Origin of the sequence: Bacteroides sp. K03 (assembly GCF_019734355.1) — a bacterium.
GTDB lineage: Bacteria > Bacteroidota > Bacteroidia > Bacteroidales > Bacteroidaceae > Bacteroides > Bacteroides nordii.
The window spans coordinates 1-25732 of record NZ_JAASHC010000004.1 but is presented as its reverse complement, the minus strand read 5'-3'; the positions used below and the strand labels follow the sequence as shown (position 1 = coordinate 25732).

Here is a 25732-nt window from a genome sequence, read left to right as displayed (position 1 = left end):
TTTAGTTAGTTCATACTATGACAGCGTTTTATTGAAACGCAAATGATCGCAGATTTTCGCAGATTAAATGACTGCGCTATACTTGAGCGATGATATGCTTTGCGTGAATCTGTGAGTTTCTGCGTTTCAATAATAATATCATATAATTTAGAACGATTACTTAATAAATTGTAGTAACTTATAATCCGGTAACAGAAGCTTGCCTGTTGTACTCCTCATACAACATCAGAAGATGTGCAGCCGACCAACTAAAGTGGGGAGCTTTCAACTGTTTACCTGTATACGTTTCGTAGTTTTCATGTATTGCACCATCTCCCTTCAGTCCATGAAGCCTGTCGAATACCTGACGGGTATATGCATCTGCCTCCTCCACATAGCCATATCTTCGTAATCCGGAAATAGCAAAATAAGTCTGATCCAACCATATAGGCCCTCTCCAGTATCCGCGGGGCATAAACTTCGGATTATCGGCCGCAACAGTAGGAAAAGGGATATAAGTAGAGAACTTTGTAGAATCCGTAAATAGCTTCATAGCCTCCTTCATCTGCTCCTTAGTTGCGATACCTGCCCAAAAAGGTATATAAGCCTCACTGCCTGGTTCTTTCACAAATGTTCCATCCAACTTTTTATCAAAAAAGAATCCGGACTCTTTATCATAAAAATAAGTACTAATAATATCTGCATATTCCTTTTCACTGAATGGCTGTTTCGCCACTACCGCAAGTTTTTTCAGCAGAGAATATTCATAAGCCAGAAAAGCATTCAGATCAACCGATTCCTGATCAAAACTCCAGGCTGTATCGCTATTCTTTACCATTTTTGCATGATCAAATCTAATAGCATTGTCCATTCCACTCTCCCAGGCTGCCGCCTCAAGCGTTCCATCTACCGAACCGAACTCACAGATACCATTTGAATCATGATCACGATCCAGATACCACCAATGATAATAGTTAAGTAACTGAGGGTACATCTCTTCCACAAAAGCAGTATCGGCTGTTGCTTCAAATATCTTACTCACGGCCCATACAGCCAAAGGTGGTTTACTATCTCTTGCATTGTTTTCACGGATATCCGTATAAATACAATCTATTATCATTCCGTTATCCAGTTGATAATCGAACATGGCACGTACTTGATTTTTTGCCAGTTCCGGAGCAAAGTCGGCCAATGCTGCAGCATGCTTCCATGAATCCCAAGCCCAGAATCCCATAAAATAGCCTACAGCATGTGATGGGACTACTCCATCATGTAATAATCCGGCACGGCTACTACGCCAGTTGGCAATGAGGGTAACCACTGCTTTGACTGCAATCCGATCGTACTCCTCCGGCATATCAGGTCGCAACACTTTCTCTAAATAACCGTTCCAACACTGATAATGCTTATTGATGAAACCGGAAGGATTCGATTGTATCTTGGCAATAGCACCAAAATCAAACATCTGCCCCTTGATATTCTCTAGGGAAGAGATTACCACATAAATTGGAGATGCAGACGAAACATTCGCCTCATATCTATTACCGGAGAAATGGATCTTTACATTTTCCGGAAAGGTAATCAGATATTGATCTCCGGAGGGTGAAGAAAGCATGCATGAATTATTTACTACACTATAAGAAGAATTATCATCTAATGCCTGACCATAAAAACACAACGGTTTATTACTATCCGAAACACATTCCAGCAGTACGTTGGATTTATCAATAAAGAAAAGACGCTGACTTATAGTCCCATGCCCGGAGGAAGAACGCATATATAGCTCTCCCGGAAAATAGACAACAGAATCCGGAGAGAAAACTTCATCAGGAGCTTCAGCAAATCCTACCGTTACCAATGATTGAGAAATCCATCGGCGTGTTTCCAGATCGAAGGGACCGCAAAAGCCATTAATCCATCGTTCCTTTTGTGGTACAGTAAACCCCATCCACGCTCCTTGATCAGAAAACCACCCGCTACAATAAAGAGAGTCATTAGGAGTATAAGATATATCCAGAATATTGTCATACTTATGTACTAACAAAGGATGAAACTCTTTTTTTTGCTCAGAACAATTACTAAAAAGTATACTCACGCCAATCAGTACACAAAATCTTATAATATATTTTCTCATAATCTTTACGAATTTAATTAAAACCATATCTGACGAGCCTGCTCAGCTATTTTCTCTAAAGTCCGGATGGGTTGTATGACAAAACTATATTTCCTCATTGACGGAGTAATAGTGTATTCCGGATGTACCTGAGCCCCCCAGCTATTATCTCCACCTACTCCCATTTGCATCTGGTCTACATTAATCCACACCAAATCTTTCTTCTCTACACTTCCACCATGCCTGCGTTCTACACTGAAAGGAACGTAGTCAATATCATCCTGTATAAAATTCCACGCACTTACAGACAAAGGTTCTGTGCCTGTAATCAATAATCCCTTTTGCTCTTTATCACAAAGGGCAAGCCAGCGGGTATCACACTTATTACCGGTCTCCTGTGCACGCACATAAGGATGAAATTGTTCCCATACGCTTGCCTGGTAAAATCCTATGGCAGCAGACGTTTTACGATCAGCATAATTTTCGTGGGGCCCTCTTCCAAACCAGGTCATCCGGTCATACTCTTTTGGAATAATCATACGCATTCCAAAACGAGGCATTTCCGGTAATGTTTTTTGTCCCGGTATAAACGACATTTCCACTTTAATTATTCCGTTTCCAAGAATCTGATAGGCTATTTGCACAAAAGAGTCCTGCTCTTCCAAACGATATTTGGTAAGTACTTTAATGCATGTACTATCGGGGTTAGTTTCCATGTCCAACTTAAGAAGCCGGGCAACTTCCATTGTTCTCTTCCATTCCACACTACGTGAGAGCAAACCACTGGGCACATCATTATCTGTAGAGGGTCTCCAAAAATTAGGTCTTAACCCCGCCAGAAGCATTTCTTTACTGCCATATTTCAGAGAAGTCATTTCTCCTGAAACAGTTGAAAACTCTGTTCTGAACGATTTACTTTCGAGTATCAATTCTTTTTCTGTACGCAATACCTTAATGGGTTCATTGGTTTTATTTACATGTTGCCCACTCTTCTCAACCGGTAGCTGCCATTGATCCATCGCTACAATAAAATCCTTCGGAGCATAAGATTCTTCCCGCCTGGTCAGCGTTTCAACCTTCAGGAAATATTCTTTTGATGCAGGAAGAAGTTCACGGTAAGGAATTGTTATTTTCCGGGAGGAACTCGCCGGAATAACAGGAAAATCTAAAACACCCGATTGAATTTCTTCGCCGTCTGCTTCAACAACCCATCTCAGATAATAACCTGACAGATCTATAAAATCATGGCGATTGGTAACAAGTATCTTGTTTTTTGTGAAAGCAACCGGTTCACAATGTACATATTGATAAACCTTCTTTACCTCCCAGATGTGTGGATGAAGTGAACGGTCTGCTGCTACCAAACCATTCGCACAAAAGTTAGAATCATTAGGTACACCAACATATCCCATATCACCGCCATATGCCCAGATATCATGACCCTTCTCATCCTTTTTAGCAAATGTCTGATCAACCCAATCCCAAATAAATCCACCCTGCAAATTATCATACTTATAAATCAAATCCCAATAGTCTTGCAGGTTACCTGTACTGTTCCCCATAGAGTGCGCATATTCACACATAATCATCGGACGCAACTTCCGTTCATTGACAAATTCACGCAACCACCAAATCCGGGCATACATGGGACAGTAGATATCCGACAAACCTTCACGACGAGCTGCTTCATACTGAACCGGCCGAGTCGTATCAAAGCTTTTTGTCCAATTATACAGTGTTTCAAAATTCTTTCCATAGCCTGATTCATTACCTAATGACCATGTAATAATAGCTGTAAAATTACGGTCACGCATTACCATACGTTTCATACGTTCCATAAAAGGACGTTCCCAGTCAGGATAATTGGCTAAAGTACCATCCTCATGATATTCCATTCCGTGTGATTCAATATTGGCCTCATCAATCATATAAAGTCCGTATTCGTCACACAACTCATACCACTCCGGCCTGTTGGGATAATGACTGCAGCGGACAGCATTGATATTGAACTGCTTCATCATCTTAATATCTGTGAGCATAGTTTCCAAAGAAAGTGTACGTCCCCGATGTGGATCATGCTCCTGCCTGTTTACCCCTCTAATTAAAATAGGAACATTATTTATCAAAAGCTGTCCGTTACGCATCTCAACCGTACGGAAGCCCACACGATGCCGAAATGCCTCTAAAGCGTTCCCTTCCTTATCCTTCACACTTACTACCATAGTATAAAGATTAGGTGTTTCCGCATTCCATGCTTTCACATTTTTAATAAAATGATTGAGGCCTAAAAGAGTGTCGGACAAAGAAGTAATAATCTTTTCATCAGAAAATAGAGTATCCTTACCATCCATTAACTTCAGCTGTACGCGGTTTCCCACTGCATCAGCAGGTAAAGTCATCGCCAAATCCAATTGCAGATCTCCATCTTTATAGTCATTCACCAACTGAGCTGACGTCTTAAAGTCCTTTACCCGGCACTTTGGTCTGGCGATCAGGTAGACACTTCGTTCAATGCCACTGTATTTCCAGTAATCTTGCCCTTCTAAATAAGAGCCGTCACTATATCTGAAAACCTGAACCACTATTTTATTGTTGCCCTTTTTCAGCAAAGAGGTCACATTAAAGTGTGAAGGAAGACGACTGTCTTCGGCATACCCTACAAACTGTCCGTTTACCCAGCAATAATAAGCAGATTCAACTCCTTCAAAGTCCAAAAATACATCCATTCCACTGAAGGATTTCGGTACAATGAAATCTCTGGTATAAATACCTACCGGATTATAATCTGAAGGTACAAAAGGGGGATTAACGGGAAAAGGATATTTGACATCTGTATAGATAGGACAGTCGAAGCCCTGGAGTTCCCAACTTCCAGGTACCTCAATATCACTCCATTTCTTTGTATTAAAATCCGGTTTAAAGAAATTCTTTGGACATGCATCCACATTCCAGGAGTAAAGAAATTTCCACATCCCGTCTAAAGAGACTTTCCGTTCATTAGCCTGTACATCGTTGGACAACGCTTTTGCTTCGGAAGGAAAGGAAACAAAATAGGCACACGCCGGCTCTCTGTTAATACCGCTGATTTGTGGATCCTGCCAGGGAACTTGCTCCCCTGCCAACAAAGATGCAGAACAAAACAAACCATTAATGATCAAGTATAAAATATGCTTTTTCATATTCTCAATGTATTATAGTTAAATGGTACACAATAACGTTACAATGAATGGTACGGAAAAATCCAGTAAACACCCATGGACAATAGATACAACTATATATTTTTCTCCGGAACAGCGAGTTATAATGGGAAGAGTAGTATCCATCGTCGTAGCCCCTCCTACTGAGATAGGTGCCAATTTTCCAAAGAAACGAACCAGAAAAGGTGCTGCCAGCAAAGCTATAATCTCTCTCATTATATTGGATAGCAGGGCTATAGTTCCCAATTCGGCTCCTTTATATTCAGTAATAATAATGCTTGATAACGAATAATATCCAAAACCCGCTCCCACAGCCATACAATCAACCGGAGAATGCTTGTTGAAAAAAACACTACTCATACAACAGCCAACAAGAGTACCTAGAATAGTCAATACAGGAAGTAAAAAGAATCTTGGATTTACTGTCTTAAAATTCAATAGTATTTGAGGATTATTGCCAACAGTAATACCAACACAAAACATCAAGGCACATAATGCATAAAAACTCAAATCCAGTTGTTCTAAGTACGAAGGATACAAACCGTACAAATTAAGTAAGATACCCAATATAAAGAACAGTACAATAACAATGCTACTTTTCATCCCCTTCCTCCTTTCACGTCCCGGTATGATATAAAAAGCCACAATCCCCAGGCCCCCAAAATACTGCCTACAACAGCTGTCAATGTAATTACCAGTGCTTCAAGCCCGATCGTATGCAATCCTTCTATAATCATTTTATTACCACCAACCTCCGTTCCAAGAAGAAATAGAAGAATCCATATTAGCCACGTAATAATCCGATGTACAATATTCAGGTTTCGTTTTCTTAATAGATAACCAAATAATACACCACTGCCCATCAATCCAATAATAGTAAATATAAACATACAAATTATATAAATCCTATTGAACAACTATTTTAAAAACCTCTGTCCGCTCTTTCCCTTTCTCTTCATATTTAACTTGAAGAATATAATTGCCTGAAGCAAAAGATCTCATATCTATTTTATCTATATCTCCGGAGTATTTGAATAATTCGGTACCTTCTAAACCTAAAATTGAATATTGTCTGATTGGAGAATCTACCTGTATATATAGATAATCTGTTACCGGATTCGGAAAAACTTTTGCTTTCAGAGTATTAGTCTTCTGCTGAACAGAAGATCCACCCGACTTTACAACGAAGCCATAGTCGTGTGCAATGCCGCTATCCACCCAGCCACAAGGGGTTACTCCGTCCGATTCGTCCGTAACAAAATGTAAGAATAGCCTAAATTTGAGTTTCTCGTTTTTTACTGCATTTTCCGGAATAGTAATCTGGAATTGACAATCATGCTCTTTATGTTGCTGTCCAATCGGACTAATAAGCTTGGTATCAACCAGTTCATTCTCTTCTAACTCATAATTACCATTCCAATCCATCCAGAGTCTCAGTTTATAGATATCCGAAGAACCCGAATCCCAATTTTCTATTTTTACATTCATCACATATATCTTCCCACATTCCAACTCGGCTACATTTTCTTTGAAATAATCCATCCATCCTGTCTCCGAGTAAGAAACATTATTATTAATCCCGGCAAATTCAACCTCTTTTATATAAGCATAGTTACGGTAATCTGATTGAAACAGACATAAATCAGTCTGTTTACTATCCAATACCCCCGATTCACGATAAAGCATCAGTAAATGAGCAGCAGACCAGCTGAAATGTGGAGATTTCAGCCTTTTCCCGGTACTTGTTTCATAGTTTTCATGAATTGGAGCATCTGCACGCAAACCATTAAGGCGATCGAACACTTGTTTTGTATAACCATCGGCCAATTCAGTATAGCCATAGTTTCTTAATCCATGAATTGCAAAATATACCTGGTCCAGCCATATCGGACCTCTCCAATAACCATTCGGCGAAAAATCCGGATGATCAGCCGTAACAGTAGGAAAAGGAATATACGTTGCAAACTTCAAAGGATCAGTCAAGTATTTCAAAACAGACTCAGCCTGATCAAGTGTGGCAACTCCTGCCCAAAGTGGAATATAAGCCTCACAACCTTCTACCTGTACAAAACTGTGATTACTCAGCCTTTTATCATAAAAAAATCCTTTTTCTCTATCAAAGAAATAATCGGATGTCGTTGCTGTCCGATCCGGTTCATTAAACTCACAATTGGCTATTATACTCAATTCCTTTAACAATAGATATTCATGGGCCAGATAAGCATTCAAATCAACAGATTCCTGATTTAAACTCCAGGCTCTGTTGTCATTCTTCAGCATAGAAGAATGATCAAAACGAATTGCATTATCCATGCCACTTTCCCAGGCAGAAGCCTCAAGTGTACCATCCACTGAGCCAAATTCACAAAAACCATTTTTATCGTGATCTCTATATTCGTACCACCAACGGTGATATTTCAGTAATTTAGGATATATCTCTTTCACAAAATCAGCATCTAAAGTAGCCTTATAGATTTCGTTCACTGCCCATGTTGCCAATGGGGGTTTACTGTTTCGTTCATTATTTTCTTTTTTATCGGTATAGATGCAATCGATGATCATCCCTTCTGAGGTCTGATAATCGAACATTGCACGAACCTGATCTTTAGCAAGATCGGGTTCAAACAGACTCAATGCTACCGCATGCTTCCATGAATCCCATCCCCAAAAACCGACGAAGTAAGACATTGCATGAGAAGGAATAACTCCATCATGAAGTAAATCTCCTCTGGATGTACGCCAGTTTGTCAACAATGTCACCATAGCTTTTACTGCGATACGATGATATTCTACTGGCATTTCCGGACGTAAAACAGCTTTCAGATATTTTATCCAACGATTCGTATGTTCGGTAGTATAATTATCAGGATGTAATAATATACTCTGTATCAGCTGAGCATAGTTATCCGGTCGTTTCGATTCGTAGAAATAAGATATAGTGGCATATCCTTTATGTCCTTCAGGAAGTTTGGCCAAGAGCTTGGAATTCTCATAGGAAAGCTGAATATCCGACGAGAATGTAACTACACACATCTCCCCGGTTGATAGTTTCAAAGATAGAATATTATTCTCCAATCCGGATGATTGTATTCCTTGTAACGAACCATTTGTAATGTAAAGTTCCCGCTTCTCACTGGTTTCACAACTCCATAAAGCCGTATACTTATCTACAAAAAATAAGCGTTGTTGTATCCTCCCCTGTTTAGAAGAAGAGTTCATGTATAGTTCTCCCGGAACGTATGTCACGCTATCAGGAATAAAGGTTTCAGCTGTGATGTCTGCAGTAAATCCGACTTGGAGAATAGCATCCGATATCCATTGCCGGTGATCGAGTTCAAAAGGACCGCAGAAACCATTTATCCAGTTATTCTCCGAAGGTAATGTAAAGCACATCCATGAACCTAAATCAGAAAAGCCTCCTGTAAAATAATCATTACTGTATGGAGTACACTGGATATCTAAAATATCACTATAAGAGTCTACATTATAAATAGTTGTTTGTTTGGTTGCAGAAACTGATATGGAGAAGCAAATGATATACACCACCACAAACAGTAATCGCCACATTTGTACTTTAAATTTCTCTCTAAACATATCAGTATTAGATTTTATCAGTTAATATTGAAAAATAAAAGCTGGTTCGGCCCCCTCTACAAGAATCCTGTATTAAGGTTCATAGACCATATACAATTGTATTCAGTCACGATCAGTCGAACCAGCTTCTAAATACTCTATGAATGTGAAAAATATTATTTAATGATAATATTGGCCCGTTTTACTAATCCATCGTCTGTCTTCACCTGCAGAATATACATGCCGGAAGCATTACCTGAAATATTGATAGAGCTTCCTGTTATCATTCCCCTTTGTACCAATTTGCCATCAATGCTATAAAGCATATATTCTTTGGCATTCTCCAATTTTATAAAGACTTCTCCGTCTGTTGGATTCGGATACACAGCAAATGCATCAAGTGACGTATTTTCAATAGAGGTTCCACCACCAAGCTGAACGGTATAGTCCTGCAATACACCGCCATCTTGTGTGCTGCAAGGATCTGTATAAGGAACATCCGGAGTTTTATAATGCAGATAAGTACGCATTGTAAAAGTCTTGCTGGCATCGGCAGGAACAGTTACCTTTCCGGAAACTACTTTAAAAGAACTCTGCCCCGGTTTTCCTACAGCAATCGATTTTTGAAAAACCGTCTCGGCAGCAGTCAGTCTACTATCACCATTCCAGTCAAAAAAGGCAGTTACATAATACTCATCTCCGGCACCGGAAGAGAAGTTGCAAACAGTAATTTTCAGCTCGTACTCTTTACCTGCCTCCAATGTAACAACACGCTCTTTATCCATCGTGAAATCAGCAAAAAGAACACCTTCATCATAAGTATTAGAGCCTATCTTCCCATCCCATCCTTCAGGAGCTGTAGATGATTCACTCACCATACCATTAATCTCAACTTTAGAGATACAAGCATAAGCACCCCATGTTAATTCAGGTCTACACAATTGAGATTGCGACATCGCTTGCCCAGCTACCATACTAAATAGCATAAAGCAACAAAGTAATTTTTTCTTCATAATTTTAATTTGTTTTGATAATTAATAAATAGACATACAACCGGTAGGAAACCAGTGATCGCCTACCGGTCCAATTATTTACTTTAGAATTACAACTTGCTGTAATACAGATTCTTTTGTCTCGATTTTTAAAAGATAAGCACCTTTCGGTTGCTTGCTGATATCTATTTGAGAGGTAGTAATATTGTTTTGTTGTACCAGACGCCCATCAATACTGTATAAGCTATATTTTGCCATATCCATATTTTCACCACCAATATGTAAAATACCATCTGTAGGATTAGGGTAAACATTAATAGCTCCAATCGTATGATCAATTATCATACTGGGATCAGAAGAAACAATCACATAATACTCTTCTAACTGTCCATTTTCCACAGTTCCACAAGGCTGTTCTCCTACCATACTATCAGCATCACCATAATGCATAAAAACACGCATATGTAATTTTTCATTCAGTACTGCATTATCCGGTGCAGTCCATCTGAATTCAACAGTTCCCGGATTATCAGCTGAACCAATGGCAGGAATTGCTATCTTCTGAGATTCCTCTTTTTCAAGTATATTATCATGATTCCAATCAATATAGGCACGTATCACATAAGCATCCTTCGAGTTAGAATTCAGATTCGAATAGGTCACTTTCATAACATATTCTTTTCCTTTCTCTATATGCGCATTCAACTCCTGATTGTCTCTGAAATCCTCAATAATCTCCGTGTTATTCACCTCACCGGTAGTTTCATTAGATATATTTGCAAATTCCACTTTTTTAATATAAGCATAAGGACGATAAGAGAATTCCGGGACACATACCTCATCAACCGGCTCGTCAGGACCATCGGGAGGGAGTACATGAGCATTCTCTTCACCATATATGATACCATAATCTTCAACATCTCCACTATCAATTTCTCCACAGGGATCTTCACCGTCTTTGCCTAATGTATAGTGTAACATTACACGGAAACCAAATTCTTTATCCACTACCATATCATCTGGCACAGTAATATCAAAAATAAGTACATGCTCTGTACCTGCTTTACCAATCTTATTTATTTTCTGGGGAGCAATCATTTCATCTTGTTGGAATACATAATCACCATTCCAGTCAAACCAGGCGCGAACTGTGTAAGGGTCATTTTCACCGGATTTCCAGTTTTGCACAGTAACCTCCAATTTATATGTTTTACCTTTCTCCAGTCCGGCTACATAGTCAGCCCGGAAATCTTTATACTGTTGTCCATCAAAGTCCGTATTTCTTTCTATCTGAGCAAACTTGACTTTAGAGATGTGCGCATAAGGAGCAAAACGAGGATTAAATAAACAGTAAGAAGTATACGGATCATTAAACAATACTCCAAAATTAATTTTCTGTGCAGTTGGCGTTCCATTTTCCACCTTTAAAACAGAAGTATTCAAAGTTATAGAGACATCCTTACGGCTATCGGAAGCCTGGTGACTGAGGGCTTTTCCACTCATCGTAATCATAGCAGTAACATCACTTGAAAGAGTTACTGTTGCCTGCAAACCTGCCGGCAAATTCGAAATTGTATAATCAGTACCTTCTACCAGTACACCTAGTTTGGCAAATGTCATCCCGGCACTTGCTTCTAACTGTAGAGAACCACTTACATTTCCTTGATTATCTAAAGTTTCGGAAAAATTCCTCCCCTTTACAATCAGGACCACAGGGGCAGCTACATAGCCATCATTTACTCCGGTTGCAACCAGGTTTTCTTCTTGCCACAATTCACTCCGAGATAAAGACTCATTTAAATAATATTCCATTCGAGCCACCTGTCCTGCAGTAAAATGTCGGTAAGCATCTGTGTAATTCATAAAGTTTTCCCAATCTGTATAATTTCCTTCACAGTTTACCTGATCAGCCGGCCATTTGGAAGTAGCTACAGGAGGGGTATCTTCAATCCCATCATTCGGATAAGTACATCCACCTTCAAAGGTGTGATGCAACCCCATAAAATGCCCAAATTCATGAGTCAAAACCCGACGAAAATTTTCGTTTGTATTATTGCCAATATAACTACCGTTGTAAACTACACGAGCCAAATTCTCCATTGTCATTGAATTGTCCGGTAACCAGGAAACACCGGAATTATAGTAATCCCCATCTGCATAAAGATCTTTCATTATATATATATTCATATATCGGCTATTATCCCATGCATATTTCTGGATCGCTTCATCATATCCTCCTCCATTACCAAAACCTTTCTCGGCTTCGTCATAGAATACAACACCTTTCGTCGGATTTCCGTCCGGATCTATCTTAGCCAAGCGAAAAGCGATATTCAACGGCTTTTTTATCTCCTCAAAACGGTTACTCGCCCCTGCCTGGTTATAATCGGCAGTCAATCCTTGAAAATCTTCATTGGTTTGTTTTAAGGCCTTTTCTATTAAGCTATAAGTCACTTTCAGACGAGAATCATTCGTAGCGTCTCCAAATACATGGAAAACAACCGGAATCACATACTGTCCCTGATGATAAGAGGCATTAGATCTCGTCGCTGCCAGAGCACCTGCATTTTCAGCTATTGCAGCAGGATGCGATTTCCTATACATTTCTTGCTGATGTTCGAACCCACACACATTTTGCTGTGCCGATACCCCGTTTATACTTCCCATTCCAAGAAGTACACCCAGTAAAAACAGTGTATTTTTTTTCATTTTTCAGATATTAAGTGGGCTTGAAAGGTCTTCACAGACCCCTCAAATCCCTGTTAAACAATTAATAAAAAGTTATTTCTAATCGATTTTGTTATTGCTCTGAATCTCCATCAAAGGAACCGGAAGGAAGGCATGCTTCTCTGCATTAAAGTTTTTGCGCCCTGCCAAATGTAAAGTTTCATCCAGCTTACCCCAACGACGTAGATCATAGAAACGGAAGTTTTCTAAAGCAAATTCCATCAAACGCTCATGCTCTATTTGAGCCTTTACAGCCTCGTAAGACTCCCCTGACATACCCGGCATATCTCCGTGTACCCTCCTTACTTCGTTAATCAATGGTACGGCCTTTTCTGGATGTCCTTGTTCATTGTAAATCTCAGCCTGCATCAGCAGAACATTGGCATAACGCATAATAGGTACATTCGTCGAAGTATTGGATTGTTTTAGTTTTTGCATATCATCGGGCATATATTTGCGAAAACAACGATTAATCTCATCACTCGCATCAAATAAATCTGTATACTCAAATCCATATATTCTCTCATTGCCATCGTTAAAATAAGGATCGTCAAAGAACATACTTGCATATGCCCGGGAATCCAGATTACCTGTAGTAGCAATGCGCCCCTCTTTTCTATATTCATTCAAAATCATTTCGCTCGGGCGAATCTCATCCCATCCCCTCAATACAGGAGCCGCTACCCAATAGTGCATCACATGCTGATGATAAGCACCATCAGAGGTATTCCCTGTAAACTGAATTTCAAAGATAGATTCTTTACAATTCTTATTTGTCCCATTAAACATACTCAGAAAATCTTTCTCCAAAGCATAACCTTTCACTTGCTCTAACGCTTCTTCTGCTTTAGTGAGATACTCCGTTTTCTTCTCCGGTTGTTCATAAGCCCGCGTCAGGTAGGCCCAACCGAGGTAGGCATAAGCAGCACCACTTGTCACGCGGCCGGCTTGTAGAGAAGGACGGGTTAAGGGTAATATTTTACCAGCCGCTGATAATTCCGAACAAACGAACTCCCAGCCTGCTTCCCTGGTAGAAAGAGCCTTATGCGTTTGTTCTTCACTTGTCAAATATTCATCACGAATAATAATCTTCTCCCAGTTCAACAGTAACTTCATGTGATAGTAGGCACGTAAGAACACTGCTTCACCTTCCACACTATTATACTTTTCCTGATCCATCGGATGATCACCTGTCTGAACTTTATTAATACCAAATAAGACATTGTTTGTGTAATTAATGCCATTATAGCAATTCATCCAATACTCTTTGATTCGGGAATTCTCATTATTATATGTAAAATCATAAATTTGCCCCCATTCCGGATAGTTATTTACATCCGAACCCTTCTCCATGATATCTTCACGAAAAGTTTCTATCACAAATTTAATTTCAGAGAAATTATAAGTACCACATCTGTTATCCAACTGGGCATATGCAGCAGATAATCCGGATTCCACATCGATAGAATCCCTCCAAAATTTATCAGTAGAAAAATCCGGAGATTCTACCGTTAGAAAGTTATCGCATCCACCCAAAAATGTTGCACAAAAAAGAGATGTTATATAAATATATTTTTTCATGGCTGATAGTATTAGAATTGATTAAAATGTCACCTGCAAACCAACAACATAAGAGCGAGTAAAAGGATAAATAAAGACATCTACTCCTGTATCCAGAATACTGGAAGAAAACTCTGGATCAATACCCGAGTAATTGGTCCATGTCAACAGATTTTCACCGCTAACATAAAAACGACACTTGTCTATATAAACCTTCTTAGTCAGATTTTTAGGTAAGGTATATCCCACTTGCAACTGACGTAAACGAATGAAATTACCTTTTTCCAGAAAACGGTCAGATTCGCGAGAATTCATATTAGGATCTTTTAGTACGGCACGTGGCATTACATTACTCCTGTTATCTTCAGTCCATGCTCCCAACGTCGACTTAAACAGATTGATTCCTGCGTCCATTGATTCATAATACAGGCGATTAGCATTATACAATTTATGTCCCCAGGCACTTCCTAATAAGAAAGAAAGATCAACGCCCTTATAAGAACCACTAAACGATAAGTTAGCCTCTAATTTGGGTATACCTGAGCCACAATATTCTTTATCATTTTCATCAATAACACCATCATTATTCAAGTCTTTAAATCGAATATCACCAGGTTTCGCATCGGGTTGAAGAACCGTATTTTTTATAGAACCATCAGGTTGCACAACCTCCGTATAGTGATTTGCTACGTCTTCCGGAGATTGAAAAATTCCATCCATTTTGTATAAAAAGAAACTTGCTACGGGATACCCCTCTAAAGTTTGAGTAACAAAATGACCGGCACCCTTTAAAGCTGATCCATACAGAATCTGATTAGGATCGGCTTTTAACATCTCGTTTTTAGTAGTAAAGAGATTGAATCCGATATTATATTCAAAACCATTACTATTATCCGCATAATTTAGCTCTAGCTCAAATCCCTTATTTCTCATCTTTCCTACATTCACTGTCGGATTATAAATACCAGCGGATGGAGACATAACCTTTTCAATCAATAAATCTTCCGTTGTATTATAATAATAATTCAAAGAGCCCGAAAGTTTATTATCAAAGAAGCCAAAATCAACCCCAATATTCTTCGTATCAGTAGTCTCCCAACGCAAAGCATCATTTACAAGATACAAGTTAACCATACCCGGCCAAGGATTAGCACCTTGCACATAGCTCATCCACTGGGTATTGTCACTGGTCATCGTTGGAGCATAATAATATCCTAATGCATTTTCATTACCCAACCGTCCCCAGCTCACTCTCAATTTCAAGTTGCTCACAACATCCCCTGAGAAAAATTCTTCCTCGCTAATACGCCATCCTAAAGCCATAGAAGGGAATACGCCCCACCGATTATTCTTTCCAAATTTAGAGGAACCGTCGGATCGAATCGTTGCCTGAAATAAATATTTACCTGAATATGAATAATTAATACGACCAAAAAATGAAGCACGATTATAATTCCAGAAAGATCCGCTTCCAGTAAATGTTCCGCCTGTACCAGCATCTATCGTAGGCGATGTAGGATCAAAGAATCCCGCTGGCACTTCTGTTATTACTAACTTTCCATTTACCACATCATAGTTCATCTTTTTTCCTTCAACATTGATTTGACTCCAGTCTTTACGAGCTGCAGATAAAGAGCTACCAGCCATCACACTCAGAGAGTGTTTACCAAACGTTTTATCAAAAGTCAGTACATTATCGAATGTCTGCTCATACCAGTAAGAATTACTATCATAATTATATGGATATAAGCTCTGTCCCTGAATGTCTGCAGTATACTTCTCCGAATGGTATTTAGTATTCGCATAATATCCTCTATAAGCATACGCTGTCTTAAACTTTAGCCATGGAGTAATATCTACGGTCAAACCTATATTTGCAATAATATCATACCCATTCGTTTTTTTATGTTTAAAATGATCATCTGCCATCACATTACGATTATTAGGCATTTCCAAACGAACTCCATCGACAGTCATATCATTTAAACCATAACCAGAAGGCTGATTTTCATCATAAACAGGTACCATTGGGGCCATTGCATACATCTCCTTCAAGGAATATTGTGGTTGTTGGCTTTGTGTTACTTTAAAAGCCAAAGAAGCATCAAAATTAAAAATCCTTTTTTGCAGATTCAACTTGACACGAGCATTATCCTGAGTGTATTTATTACCCCTGAAAATCCCCTTATCATCCGAATGATTATAAGATATTGAATATTTTGCAATATCAGAACCTCCCCTGATATTAACATTATAATTCTGAGATAAACCATTACGAAGCATCTCATCTTGCCAATTCGTATCAAATCCAGTCGGATTCTTCAACTTCCCATCTGGATCTTTAAATGATAAATATCCCGGTTTCTTGGCAACAGCATTTTCGTACATCATATTATGTACATATAGATACTCATCAGAATTCAGCATTTCAAACTTATTAGAAGCACTTGTAAATTGACAGAATGCATTGAAGTCAATCTTAGTCTCACCCTTCTTACCGTTTTTGGTAGTAACTATCACTACGCCATTTGCAGCAACAGAACCATATATAGCAGCTGCTGCACCGTCTTTTAATATCTCCATCGACTCAATATCCTGCGGATTAACAGTGGTTATATCCCCCGGAAAACCATCTACAATATAAAGTGGTTCATTACTTCCCATCGTTTTAATACCACGGATTTTAACAGAAACGCCTGCCCCTGCATTACCTCCTGACTTCAGAATATTAACACCAGCTACTTTCCCCTGTAAAGCCTCTGCCGGATTTGTTGTTGCACGACTAGCCAGTGCTTCAACATCCACAGAAGAGATAGCTCCGGTCATATCACTTTTCTTCATTGTACCATAACCAATGACAATCGTTTCATCTAACATCTGACTATCTTCTTTCAAAATAACTTTAAGCGTTTTCTTTCCATTTAAAGAAATAGTCTGCTTGATATACCCCATATAAGAGACATCAATCTGATCATTTGGAGAAACTACTAATACAAAACCTCCATTCAAATCGGTAATCATACCATTAGTTGTCCCAGTAACAACGACATTTGCACCTATCAATGGCTCGCCATTACTATCCAACACATACCCTTTTAATTGATAATTTTGTGCATAAGCAGAGAGTGGAATAAGAAAGAGTAATGACATTATTGCATATAATAATGTGTCCCCTAAGTAATTACTTTGCTTCATAGCAATTAAATTTTAAAGTTAATAAATGCGCTTTTCAAACATGCGACAAATAAACTTCAAAATCTAACTATCACCTAAAAATATTGATCTACATAACCCCTACAAAACAGTAAAACAAAAGACTTTACACCCTACAAAACATTTCTTAAAACGTTGATAATAGATAATTTATATCTATAAAAGAGCCTACAAAATAAAAAAAAATCAAATATCACGTAAATAAGCGGAAATATCATCCTGGGAATGCAAACAGAGTGTTTTTCTCAAACGATACCTTGCCATACTAATGGCTTTAATAGATATTCCGGTTAACAGAGATATTTCTTTTGTAGACAAATTAATCCGTAAGAAAGTCGCTAACTTCTTTTCACCATGAGTCAATCCCGGATGTTTTTGTTCCAAACGGTTTAAAAATTCATGGTTTTGTTCATCAACTTCTCTGGTCAAAGAATTATTATCATCTTCCAACTTTTTAAATTGGAGAATATAGGTATTGATTTTTTTTAAGTGAGTTAAGATTTCATTGTTATTCATTTTATAAGCACTTTTAATCATCTCTCTAATTTTCTCCAAAAGTTCATTTCGACTATTTAAGAAAAGAACAAAATTAGTTAATTCACTTTGTGTATTCTCCAATTTTTCCGATTTTGCACTTAATTCCACAGCTTGCTGTTGTAACTTTAGTTCTGTTATTATCTTATCTTTTAATAATAACTCAGTTTGTCCTTTTGCTATCTGTAAATCCTTTTTTCGCTTATATTGTTTTATCAGAAAGAAAGCAAGAAGAGTAATGCACAAAAACAGCACAACCGCAAGGCTTATATTTCTTTTCAATAGTTCAATTTGATGCATATGTTTCTGAAGCTCGGATTCTTTTTTCTGATCCTGTAATTTTTGTTTTATGAGATTTCTTTCAATATTTACCAATTCTCTTTTTTGAAGTAGCTGTTCCCGTTTCTTTTCGAAATTTAATAAATTATCATAGGCCTCTTTATAACACTTTTGTGCTGCATAGACTTTGGAGAGATACTCATAATTATCACAAATTAATTCATGTGCATTAACATCAAATGCATATACAGCTGCTTTTTTTAAAGCACTCAAAGCTTCATTATTCTTTTTAGCATAAAGCAACTGCATTCCCAAATTATTATAATTCTCTGCTAATGACCATAAAGCATTCAAATTTTTATTAATGACAATGGCTTCTTGTATTAATTTTATTTTTTCTTCCGTGTCACCTTCATAAAGACAAAGGTTATTTATATTCGCTGCTATGTTTTTCTTATCACCCAATGTTTTATTTATACGTAAAGCATCCTTAAAGAATTTATCAGCAATTTCATATTCTTTCATATAAACATGAATCAGACCGCGTGCATTGTAGGCGTTTGCCATTCCCGAAGAATCTTTTAGTACTTTATAGGTTGAAGTGGCATTATCTATCAGATTTATTGCTTTTGAGAAATCTTTCAACGAACCATATAAAGCTCCCAGATTTACATTTATCTTAGCTTTAGTTTTGAGATCTTTTGCCGGACAATAAGATAAAGCCTTATAATATGTATTTACACTCATATCGAAATTACCATAAAGCATGTAAGCATGCCCAGATACAATTAATGTAGAAACAATCAGATTTGAATCGGTAGTTTGTTTTAGTATATCAAACGCTTGTAATGTGTAGTCAACAGCCTGCTTTGGATCAGTCAGAAGCGATTTATAAGATTTATCCAAAAATTTCCAAACATCTCTTTGATAAGAGTTAGCATTAGTTGTATTAAAAAAGAAAATAAACAACAGAAATGGTAACAAATTTTTCATAATAATAAAGTTAGTCTAACATTAGGTATACAAATAAATATCTTTAATTCTCTAATAGTATAGAGAATCAAAGATATAATTAATTCTTCACATGTATAAATTAATATAGATAAGAATGTGAAAATATTATTTCACCTCAAGGCTATTCCAAACAAAACATCATCAATAAAACGCTAATAAACAAAATACTATCAGAACAATAGAGCTTCAAAACAAGAATAAAAACAAACACAAGCCATCACTATAGTATGACATTTCTCACTCATATTTCTTTAAACTCTACCGGTAAAGTAAAATAAAACGTGGTTCCTACTCCTACTTTGGAACGCACCCATATACGGCCCCCCATCTTTTCGGTCAGCATTCTGCATATAGTCAATCCAAGCCCGGTACCCTGTACAAAATCATTTACTTTACCAAAACGGCTGAAAATAGTAGTTACACGCTCTGCCGGTATGCCAATACCTGTGTCAGAGACATATCCCTGTACAATCTGATCTTTCTGTTCAAAGCCGAAATGAATCTCTCCACTTGAAGTGAATTTAATAGCATTACTAAGCAGATTCAGCCATATCTGAGAAATACGATCCCAGTCACCTCGAATGAACAATTCGGAATCAACATCATCCAGAATAAGTTTCACATCCGGTTGAACAGAATTACGATGCAGGTAATGCAATTGAGCACACACATCCATCAACCTTACCGGGCGTATTGAGAGTTTCAATGAACCGGCCTCAAGAGCGGATAAATCGAGTATATCATTAAATAAATTCAAAAGTAAACCTGAATTCTTCTCTACAAGTTCGGCATACTGAAGTTGTTCTTCTTTGTTAGCCGATTCTATAATAAGTTTAGAGAAACCAACAATTGCATTCAACGGTGTACGAATCTCATGGCTCATATTAGCAAGGAAAGAAGATTTTAACTTATCAGCTTCTTCTGCCTTTATACGTGCTGTGATCAATTCTTTTTCTACTTTCTTTATATCAGTCACATCCCAGCCTACACCAATGATATACGGATGTTCATTACCTGAAGGGACCAACGTTTTTATCATTGTCACCACACGCACATCTCCTGAAAGCGTAGTATATTCTTCCAGATATTCCATTCTTCCGGATTGCATCACAGCCAAATCACCTGTACGGAATCGTCTGGCTTCTTCACTATTTGGGAAAATCTCAATATCAGTCTTCCCAACAGCTGATTCTACAGCAATGCCTGTTTGCTCTGCAAAAGCTCTGTTCCAATAAAGATAACGAAAATCATCTCCCGTATCTTTTACGAATAAATATACGGGGACATTATTCAAAATTGCATGCATCAACGAATTCAGGCGAATTATCTCGTTTCGCTGAGAAGCATTCAACGCTTCCGCTTTAACCTTTTCAGAAACATCCCTACACATACAAAGCAGATATTTTTCGTCCAGAGGAAAAATACGATTCTCATAATGATGCAAAATGCCATCAAGCACAAGTGAATGTTTCGCTATAGATCCCCTACCTGTAGCAATCACTTTATCCATATTTTTCCGAACGCTATCATACGCTTCTTCCGGAACAATTTCTCTTACATTTGAACCAACAATACTATTTGAGTCAGTACCTTCTACATGATTAGTTGCCGGAGAAGATGCAAGTTCTACAATGTTTGCATCATGATCAAAAACAGTGAGCATATCAGGCAATGCATCTAAAATACGGGTACTATATTTATCTCGAAATCGCCCAGTTTTCAGTGAGGAAAGTTCTGAAGAAAGCCTTTCTACTTTTTTCTCTAAATTCTCTACAATTATCAGTAGTTCTTCTTTCGTTTTTTGTCCATATAGTCCCATAAAAAAGCATCTTCCTCAAAGGTATATTGTTGTATATGTTGATCATTTACATGCAAATATATGTTTTTTTACATAAAAATAGAGGCATATCTCCAAATTATTATTGATAAAAAAAGTCATAGCTTTTGTCCTACTACTCAGAAAGTTCTATCTTTGCATCACTTTTATTTATAAACAAATTACATATGTCTACAGAATTATTCTCTACCCTGCCTTATAAAGTGGCAGACATCACACTTGCAGACTTCGGTCGCAAGGAAATCGATCTGGCAGAAAAAGAAATGCCCGGCCTTATGGCTCTTCGCGAAAAGTATGGAGAATCCAAACCGTTGAAAGGTGCCCGCATCATGGGTTCATTGCACATGACTATTCAGACTGCCGTACTGATTGAAACACTTGTTGCTTTGGGTGCCGAAGTGCGCTGGTGCTCTTGCAACATATATTCAACTCAGGATCATGCCGCAGCTGCCATTGCTGCTTCAGGTGTTGCCGTATATGCATGGAAAGGTGAAACACTGGAAGATTACTGGTGGTGTACGCTTCAGGCATTGAACTTCCCCGGTGGCAAAGGACCTACGGTTATCGTAGATGACGGTGGTGATGCCACTATGATGATTCACGTAGGATACGACGCCGAAAATAATGCAGCCGTACTTGACAAAGAAGTACATGCAGAAGATGAAATAGAACTGAACGCTATCTTGAAAAAAGTGCTGGCAGAAGATAAAGATCGCTGGCATCGCGTAGCAGCTGAAATACGTGGTGTATCGGAAGAAACAACCACTGGTGTACATCGTCTGTATCAAATGCAGGAAGAAGGAAAACTACTTTTCCCGGCATTTAACGTAAACGATTCAGTAACCAAATCAAAGTTTGACAACCTCTATGGTTGCCGCGAATCACTGGCCGACGGTATCAAACGTGCCACAGATGTAATGATCGCCGGTAAAGTAGTAGTAGTGTGTGGTTATGGTGATGTAGGCAAAGGTTGTTCCCATTCAATGCGTTCTTACGGAGCCCGCGTACTGGTAACGGAGGTAGACCCGATCTGCGCATTACAAGCTGCAATGGAAGGCTTCGAAGTAGTAACCATGGAAGATGCATGCAAAGAGGGTAATATATTCGTAACTACCACCGGTAATATCGATATTATCCGCATTGACCACATGGAACAGATGAAAGATCAGGCTATTGTTTGCAATATCGGTCACTTTGACAACGAAATTCAGGTAGAAGCTCTGAAACATTATCCGGGTATCAAACGTGTAAACATCAAACCGCAGGTAGACCGTTATTATTTCCCTGACGGGCACAGTATCATCCTGTTGGCTGACGGTCGTCTGGTAAATCTGGGATGTGCTACCGGACATCCATCTTTCGTAATGAGTAACTCTTTCACAAATCAGACGCTGGCACAAATTGAGCTATTCAGCAAGAAATATGATATCAATGTATATCGCCTGCCTAAGCATCTTGATGAAGAAGTAGCTCGTCTGCATCTAGAGAAGATCGGGGTAAAACTAACTAAGCTAACTCCCGAGCAAGCTGCATATATTGGTGTATCAGTAGACGGACCGTACAAAGCAGAGCACTACCGTTATTAATTTTTCAATTTGACGATTTACGATTTACGATTGAAAACCCCTTTGGTTATCAACATCCGAACCCGTAAATCGTCAAATCAGAAATGATACAAAACTCAATTGTAAATCATAAATCGTCAAATTGTAAATGAAAAAGTTTCTCCCCGACCTCATTGCCATTCTGGCATTTATTATTCTCTCCTTCGCTTATTTCTTTCCGGCAGTCATTGAAGACCGGGCACTTTTTCAACATGACAGTGTTGCCGGAGTGGGAGCAGGACAAGAGGCTAAAGAATTTCACGAACGTACCGGCGAAACAACCCGTTGGACAAACAGTCTCTTTGGTGGTATGCCCACCTATCAGATTTCTCCCAGTTACGATTCTGTCAAGCCACTGAAATGGATAGAAAATATCTACCGCCTCTATCTTCCACCCTATGTATGGCTTACATTCATTATGATGTTAGGATTTTATATCCTGCTGCGAGCTTTCGGATTACCAGTATGGCTGGCTGGGTTAGGAGGTGCCATCTGGGCCTTCTCTTCCTATTTTTTCATACTGATAGCTGCCGGACACATCTGGAAGTTTATCACTTTAGCTTACATACCACCCACGATAGCCGGCATTGTGCTCGCATATCGAAAGAAATATTTATTAGGAGCCATTGTCACCGCTCTGTTCATAGCTTTACAAATACAATCCAACCATGTACAGATGTCATATTACTTCTTATTTGTCATCTTATTTATGGTAGGTGCTTTTTTTGAAGAAGCATGGCGTAAAAAAGAGCTGCCTCATTTTTTTAAAGCCAGTGCTATCTTGGTAGTAGCCGCCCTCATCGGAGTATCTACCAACCTGTCGAACCTCTATCATACTTACGAATACAGTAAAGAAACGATGCGTGGAAAGAGCGAATTGGTGCACGAAGGCCCTAAAGCCGAACAAACCAGTAGCGGACTCGACCGTGACTATATTACCCAATGGAGTTATGGCATTGGCGAAACGCTCAGCCTTTTCGTTCCCAATGTAAGAGGTGGAGCTTCTGTTCCGCTATCGGAAAACAAAGCTGCTATGGAAAAAGCCAACCCAATGTACAACGGGTTGTATTCACAGATCACCCAATACTTTGGTGACCAGCCAATGACCTCCGGTCCGGTCTATGTAGGCGCTTTTGTCATGGCACTCTTTATATTGGGATGCTTTATCGTAAAAGGTCCTATGAAGTGGGCACTGCTTGGAGCCACTCTTTTCTCCATTCTACTGTCGTGGGGCAAGAATTTCATGCCACTCACTGATTTCTTCATCGATTACATACCGATGTACAATAAATTCCGCGCAGTATCTTCCATACTGGTTATTGCAGAGTTTACAATACCACTGTTAGCCATATTTGCTTTAAAAGCAATCATTGATAAGCCCGAGGTATTAAAACAAAACCGCCGCGGAGTAATTATCAGCTTTGCATTAACTGCAGGTGTGGCATTGATTCTGGCAGTAGCTCCAGGCATACTTGTACCCAGTTTTATTCCTGCACGTGAACTGGCAGCCCTGCAACAAGCTATCCCCGGAGATCAGCTCTTGCCAATTCTTGATAATCTGAAAGAGATGCGCATGAATATGGTAACCTCGGATGCGTGGGCAAGTTTCCTGTTTATCTGTGGTGGTTTCGTTCTTCTTTTCCTCTATCAGCGAGGTAAATTGAGTACTGTATGGACAGTAAGCGCCATTGCCGTACTTTGTATAGGAGAAATGTGGCACATCAACAAACGTTACCTGTATGACGATATGTTTGTTCCACAATCTGCACGCATAGAAACCTTCCAAAAAACTCCTACCGATGAACAAATCCTGCAAGATAAATCATTGGATTACCGCGTGCTGAACTTTGCATCCAATACATTCAACGAAAATAATACTTCGTACTGGCACAAGAGCATAGGAGGCTATCATGCTGCCAAGTTACGCCGTTATCAGGAAATGATAGATCGCCATATTGCCCCGGAAATGCAAGCCACGTTCAAAGAGATAGCAGCAGCCGGTGGAGAAATGGACAGTGTAGATGCCAATAAGTTCCGTATTCTGAATATGCTGAATACGAAATACTTTATATTCCCTGTCAGCCAACAGGGCCAGACAGCTCCTATCCTCAACCCCTATGCATATGGCAATGCATGGTTTGTAAACAATGTGAAGTATGTCAATAACGCCAACGAAGAAATTGCTGCTGTTGGTGAAGTGGATCTGAAGAATACAGCTGTTGTAGATGTTAAATTCAAAGAGGCTTTGAAAGGAAAAACTGAAGATCTCAAAGTAGATTCCCTAAGCACAGTCAAGTTGACCAATTATGAACCCAATCACCTGATTTATGAAACTTCCTCTCCGAAAGAGGGAGTTGTAGTATTCTCAGAGATATTCTATCCGGGATGGCAAGCTAGCATTGACGGTCAGCCGGTAGATATTGCCCGGGCCAACTATATTCTGCGTGCTGTAAACGTTCCTGCAGGCAAACACACCATCGAAATGCGTTTCGATCCGAAGAGTCTGCATGTAACAGAAGGCATTGCTTACAGTGGATTGGCATTACTAATTATCGGAGCAATAGCAGGATTATGGATCTATTGCAGAAAGAAGCAATAAAGTAAAAGTTTTCCATAAAAGTCCAAGCGCTAACGCACTGATAATCAACGAATATAAAAGTGTACATTCTTGCATGTCAAGAGTGTACACTTTTGTTATGTAAGAATGTACATTCTTATGATACATAAATGTACACTCTGACTATGCCTGTATTCACTTTACACATTTTGGTTAATATCTACTGTTTTCCTTCACAGTTTCTTGATTGTTTTACTGTTTCACTTTACACCTTCAGGAATACCTTATTGATTATCTTACCTGCTCGTCTTTCCGATCATAAATCAATACATCCCATAAACAGTGCATTTTTCCAGCTTCTAAATTAGTTATTTATTGACTATCCTGCAAATCATATTATGAAAAACACCGCGGCGGTTTGCCTTAGCGGCTGGAGGCGCGAAGCCTCCAAAGAGCGTTAAGCGGCTACACCTGCTCTCATAGCTTTGGGCGTTTTCATGTTATTGCTCATATGTGGTCGCACATTATTGTAGAAGTCAATGATTTCCGTTAT

13 protein-coding genes are annotated in these 25732 nt (G+C 38.8%); 2 read left to right on the top strand and 11 right to left on the bottom strand.

What is annotated here, in order from left to right; genetic code table 11:
- Positions 1 to 178 precede the first annotated feature (178 nt).
- The 11 genes from HCG69_RS04870 to HCG69_RS04820 all read right to left on the bottom strand — a co-directional run bounded on the left by HCG69_RS04870 (position 179) and on the right by HCG69_RS04820 (position 21000).
- Positions 179 to 2113, bottom strand: coding sequence for a trehalase family glycosidase (locus tag HCG69_RS04870; RefSeq protein WP_221649105.1), 1935 nt, complete (start codon positions 2111 to 2113; stop codon positions 179 to 181).
- 17 nt (positions 2114 to 2130) lie between these two features.
- On the bottom strand, positions 2131 to 5271 hold the full coding sequence (locus HCG69_RS04865) for a glycoside hydrolase family 2 TIM barrel-domain containing protein (protein WP_221649104.1): 3141 nt from the start codon (positions 5269 to 5271) through the stop codon (positions 2131 to 2133).
- 18 nt (positions 5272 to 5289) lie between these two features.
- Positions 5290 to 5892 carry a lysine exporter LysO family protein gene (locus HCG69_RS04860; RefSeq protein ID WP_221649103.1) on the bottom strand — a complete coding sequence of 201 codons (603 nt, stop codon included), beginning with the start codon at positions 5890 to 5892 and terminating at the stop codon, positions 5290 to 5292.
- On the bottom strand, positions 5889 to 6173 hold the full coding sequence (locus HCG69_RS04855; protein ID WP_221649223.1) for a LysO family transporter: 285 nt from the start codon (positions 6171 to 6173) through the stop codon (positions 5889 to 5891). The genes HCG69_RS04860 and HCG69_RS04855 overlap by 4 nt, the downstream gene beginning before the upstream one ends.
- 22 nt (positions 6174 to 6195) lie before the next feature.
- Positions 6196 to 8883, bottom strand: a complete 2688-nt coding sequence (locus HCG69_RS04850; protein ID WP_221649102.1) for a trehalase family glycosidase — start codon at positions 8881 to 8883, stop codon at positions 6196 to 6198.
- A gap of 155 nt (positions 8884 to 9038) precedes the next feature.
- Positions 9039 to 9875, bottom strand: coding sequence for a T9SS type A sorting domain-containing protein (locus tag HCG69_RS04845; protein ID WP_221649101.1), 837 nt, complete (start codon positions 9873 to 9875; stop codon positions 9039 to 9041).
- A 78-nt stretch (positions 9876 to 9953) separates the two neighbouring features.
- On the bottom strand, positions 9954 to 12563 hold the full coding sequence (locus HCG69_RS04840) for a zinc-dependent metalloprotease (RefSeq protein ID WP_221649100.1): 2610 nt from the start codon (positions 12561 to 12563) through the stop codon (positions 9954 to 9956).
- Positions 12564 to 12641: 78 nt separating this feature from the next.
- A complete protein-coding gene (locus HCG69_RS04835; RefSeq protein ID WP_221649099.1) occupies positions 12642 to 14162 on the bottom strand; it encodes a RagB/SusD family nutrient uptake outer membrane protein in 1521 nt (506 codons plus the stop codon).
- Positions 14163 to 14183: 21 nt separating this feature from the next.
- Complete coding sequence (locus HCG69_RS04830) at positions 14184 to 17336, bottom strand: TonB-dependent receptor (RefSeq protein WP_221649098.1); 3153 nt, start codon at positions 17334 to 17336, stop codon at positions 14184 to 14186.
- 204 nt (positions 17337 to 17540) lie between these two features.
- Complete coding sequence (locus HCG69_RS04825) at positions 17541 to 19160, bottom strand: tetratricopeptide repeat protein (protein ID WP_221649097.1); 1620 nt, start codon at positions 19158 to 19160, stop codon at positions 17541 to 17543.
- A gap of 262 nt (positions 19161 to 19422) precedes the next feature.
- Complete coding sequence (locus tag HCG69_RS04820; protein ID WP_221649096.1) at positions 19423 to 21000, bottom strand: PAS domain-containing protein; 1578 nt, start codon at positions 20998 to 21000, stop codon at positions 19423 to 19425.
- A gap of 185 nt (positions 21001 to 21185) precedes the next feature.
- Here HCG69_RS04820 and ahcY point away from each other — a divergent pair, with 185 nt between their 5' ends.
- Both ahcY and HCG69_RS04810 read left to right on the top strand, forming a co-directional pair.
- On the top strand, positions 21186 to 22604 hold the full coding sequence (ahcY, locus tag HCG69_RS04815; protein ID WP_221649095.1) for an adenosylhomocysteinase: 1419 nt from the start codon (positions 21186 to 21188) through the stop codon (positions 22602 to 22604).
- A 127-nt stretch (positions 22605 to 22731) separates the two neighbouring features.
- On the top strand, positions 22732 to 25221 hold the full coding sequence (locus HCG69_RS04810) for a YfhO family protein (RefSeq protein ID WP_221649094.1): 2490 nt from the start codon (positions 22732 to 22734) through the stop codon (positions 25219 to 25221).
- The last annotated feature ends 511 nt before the right edge of the window (positions 25222 to 25732 follow it).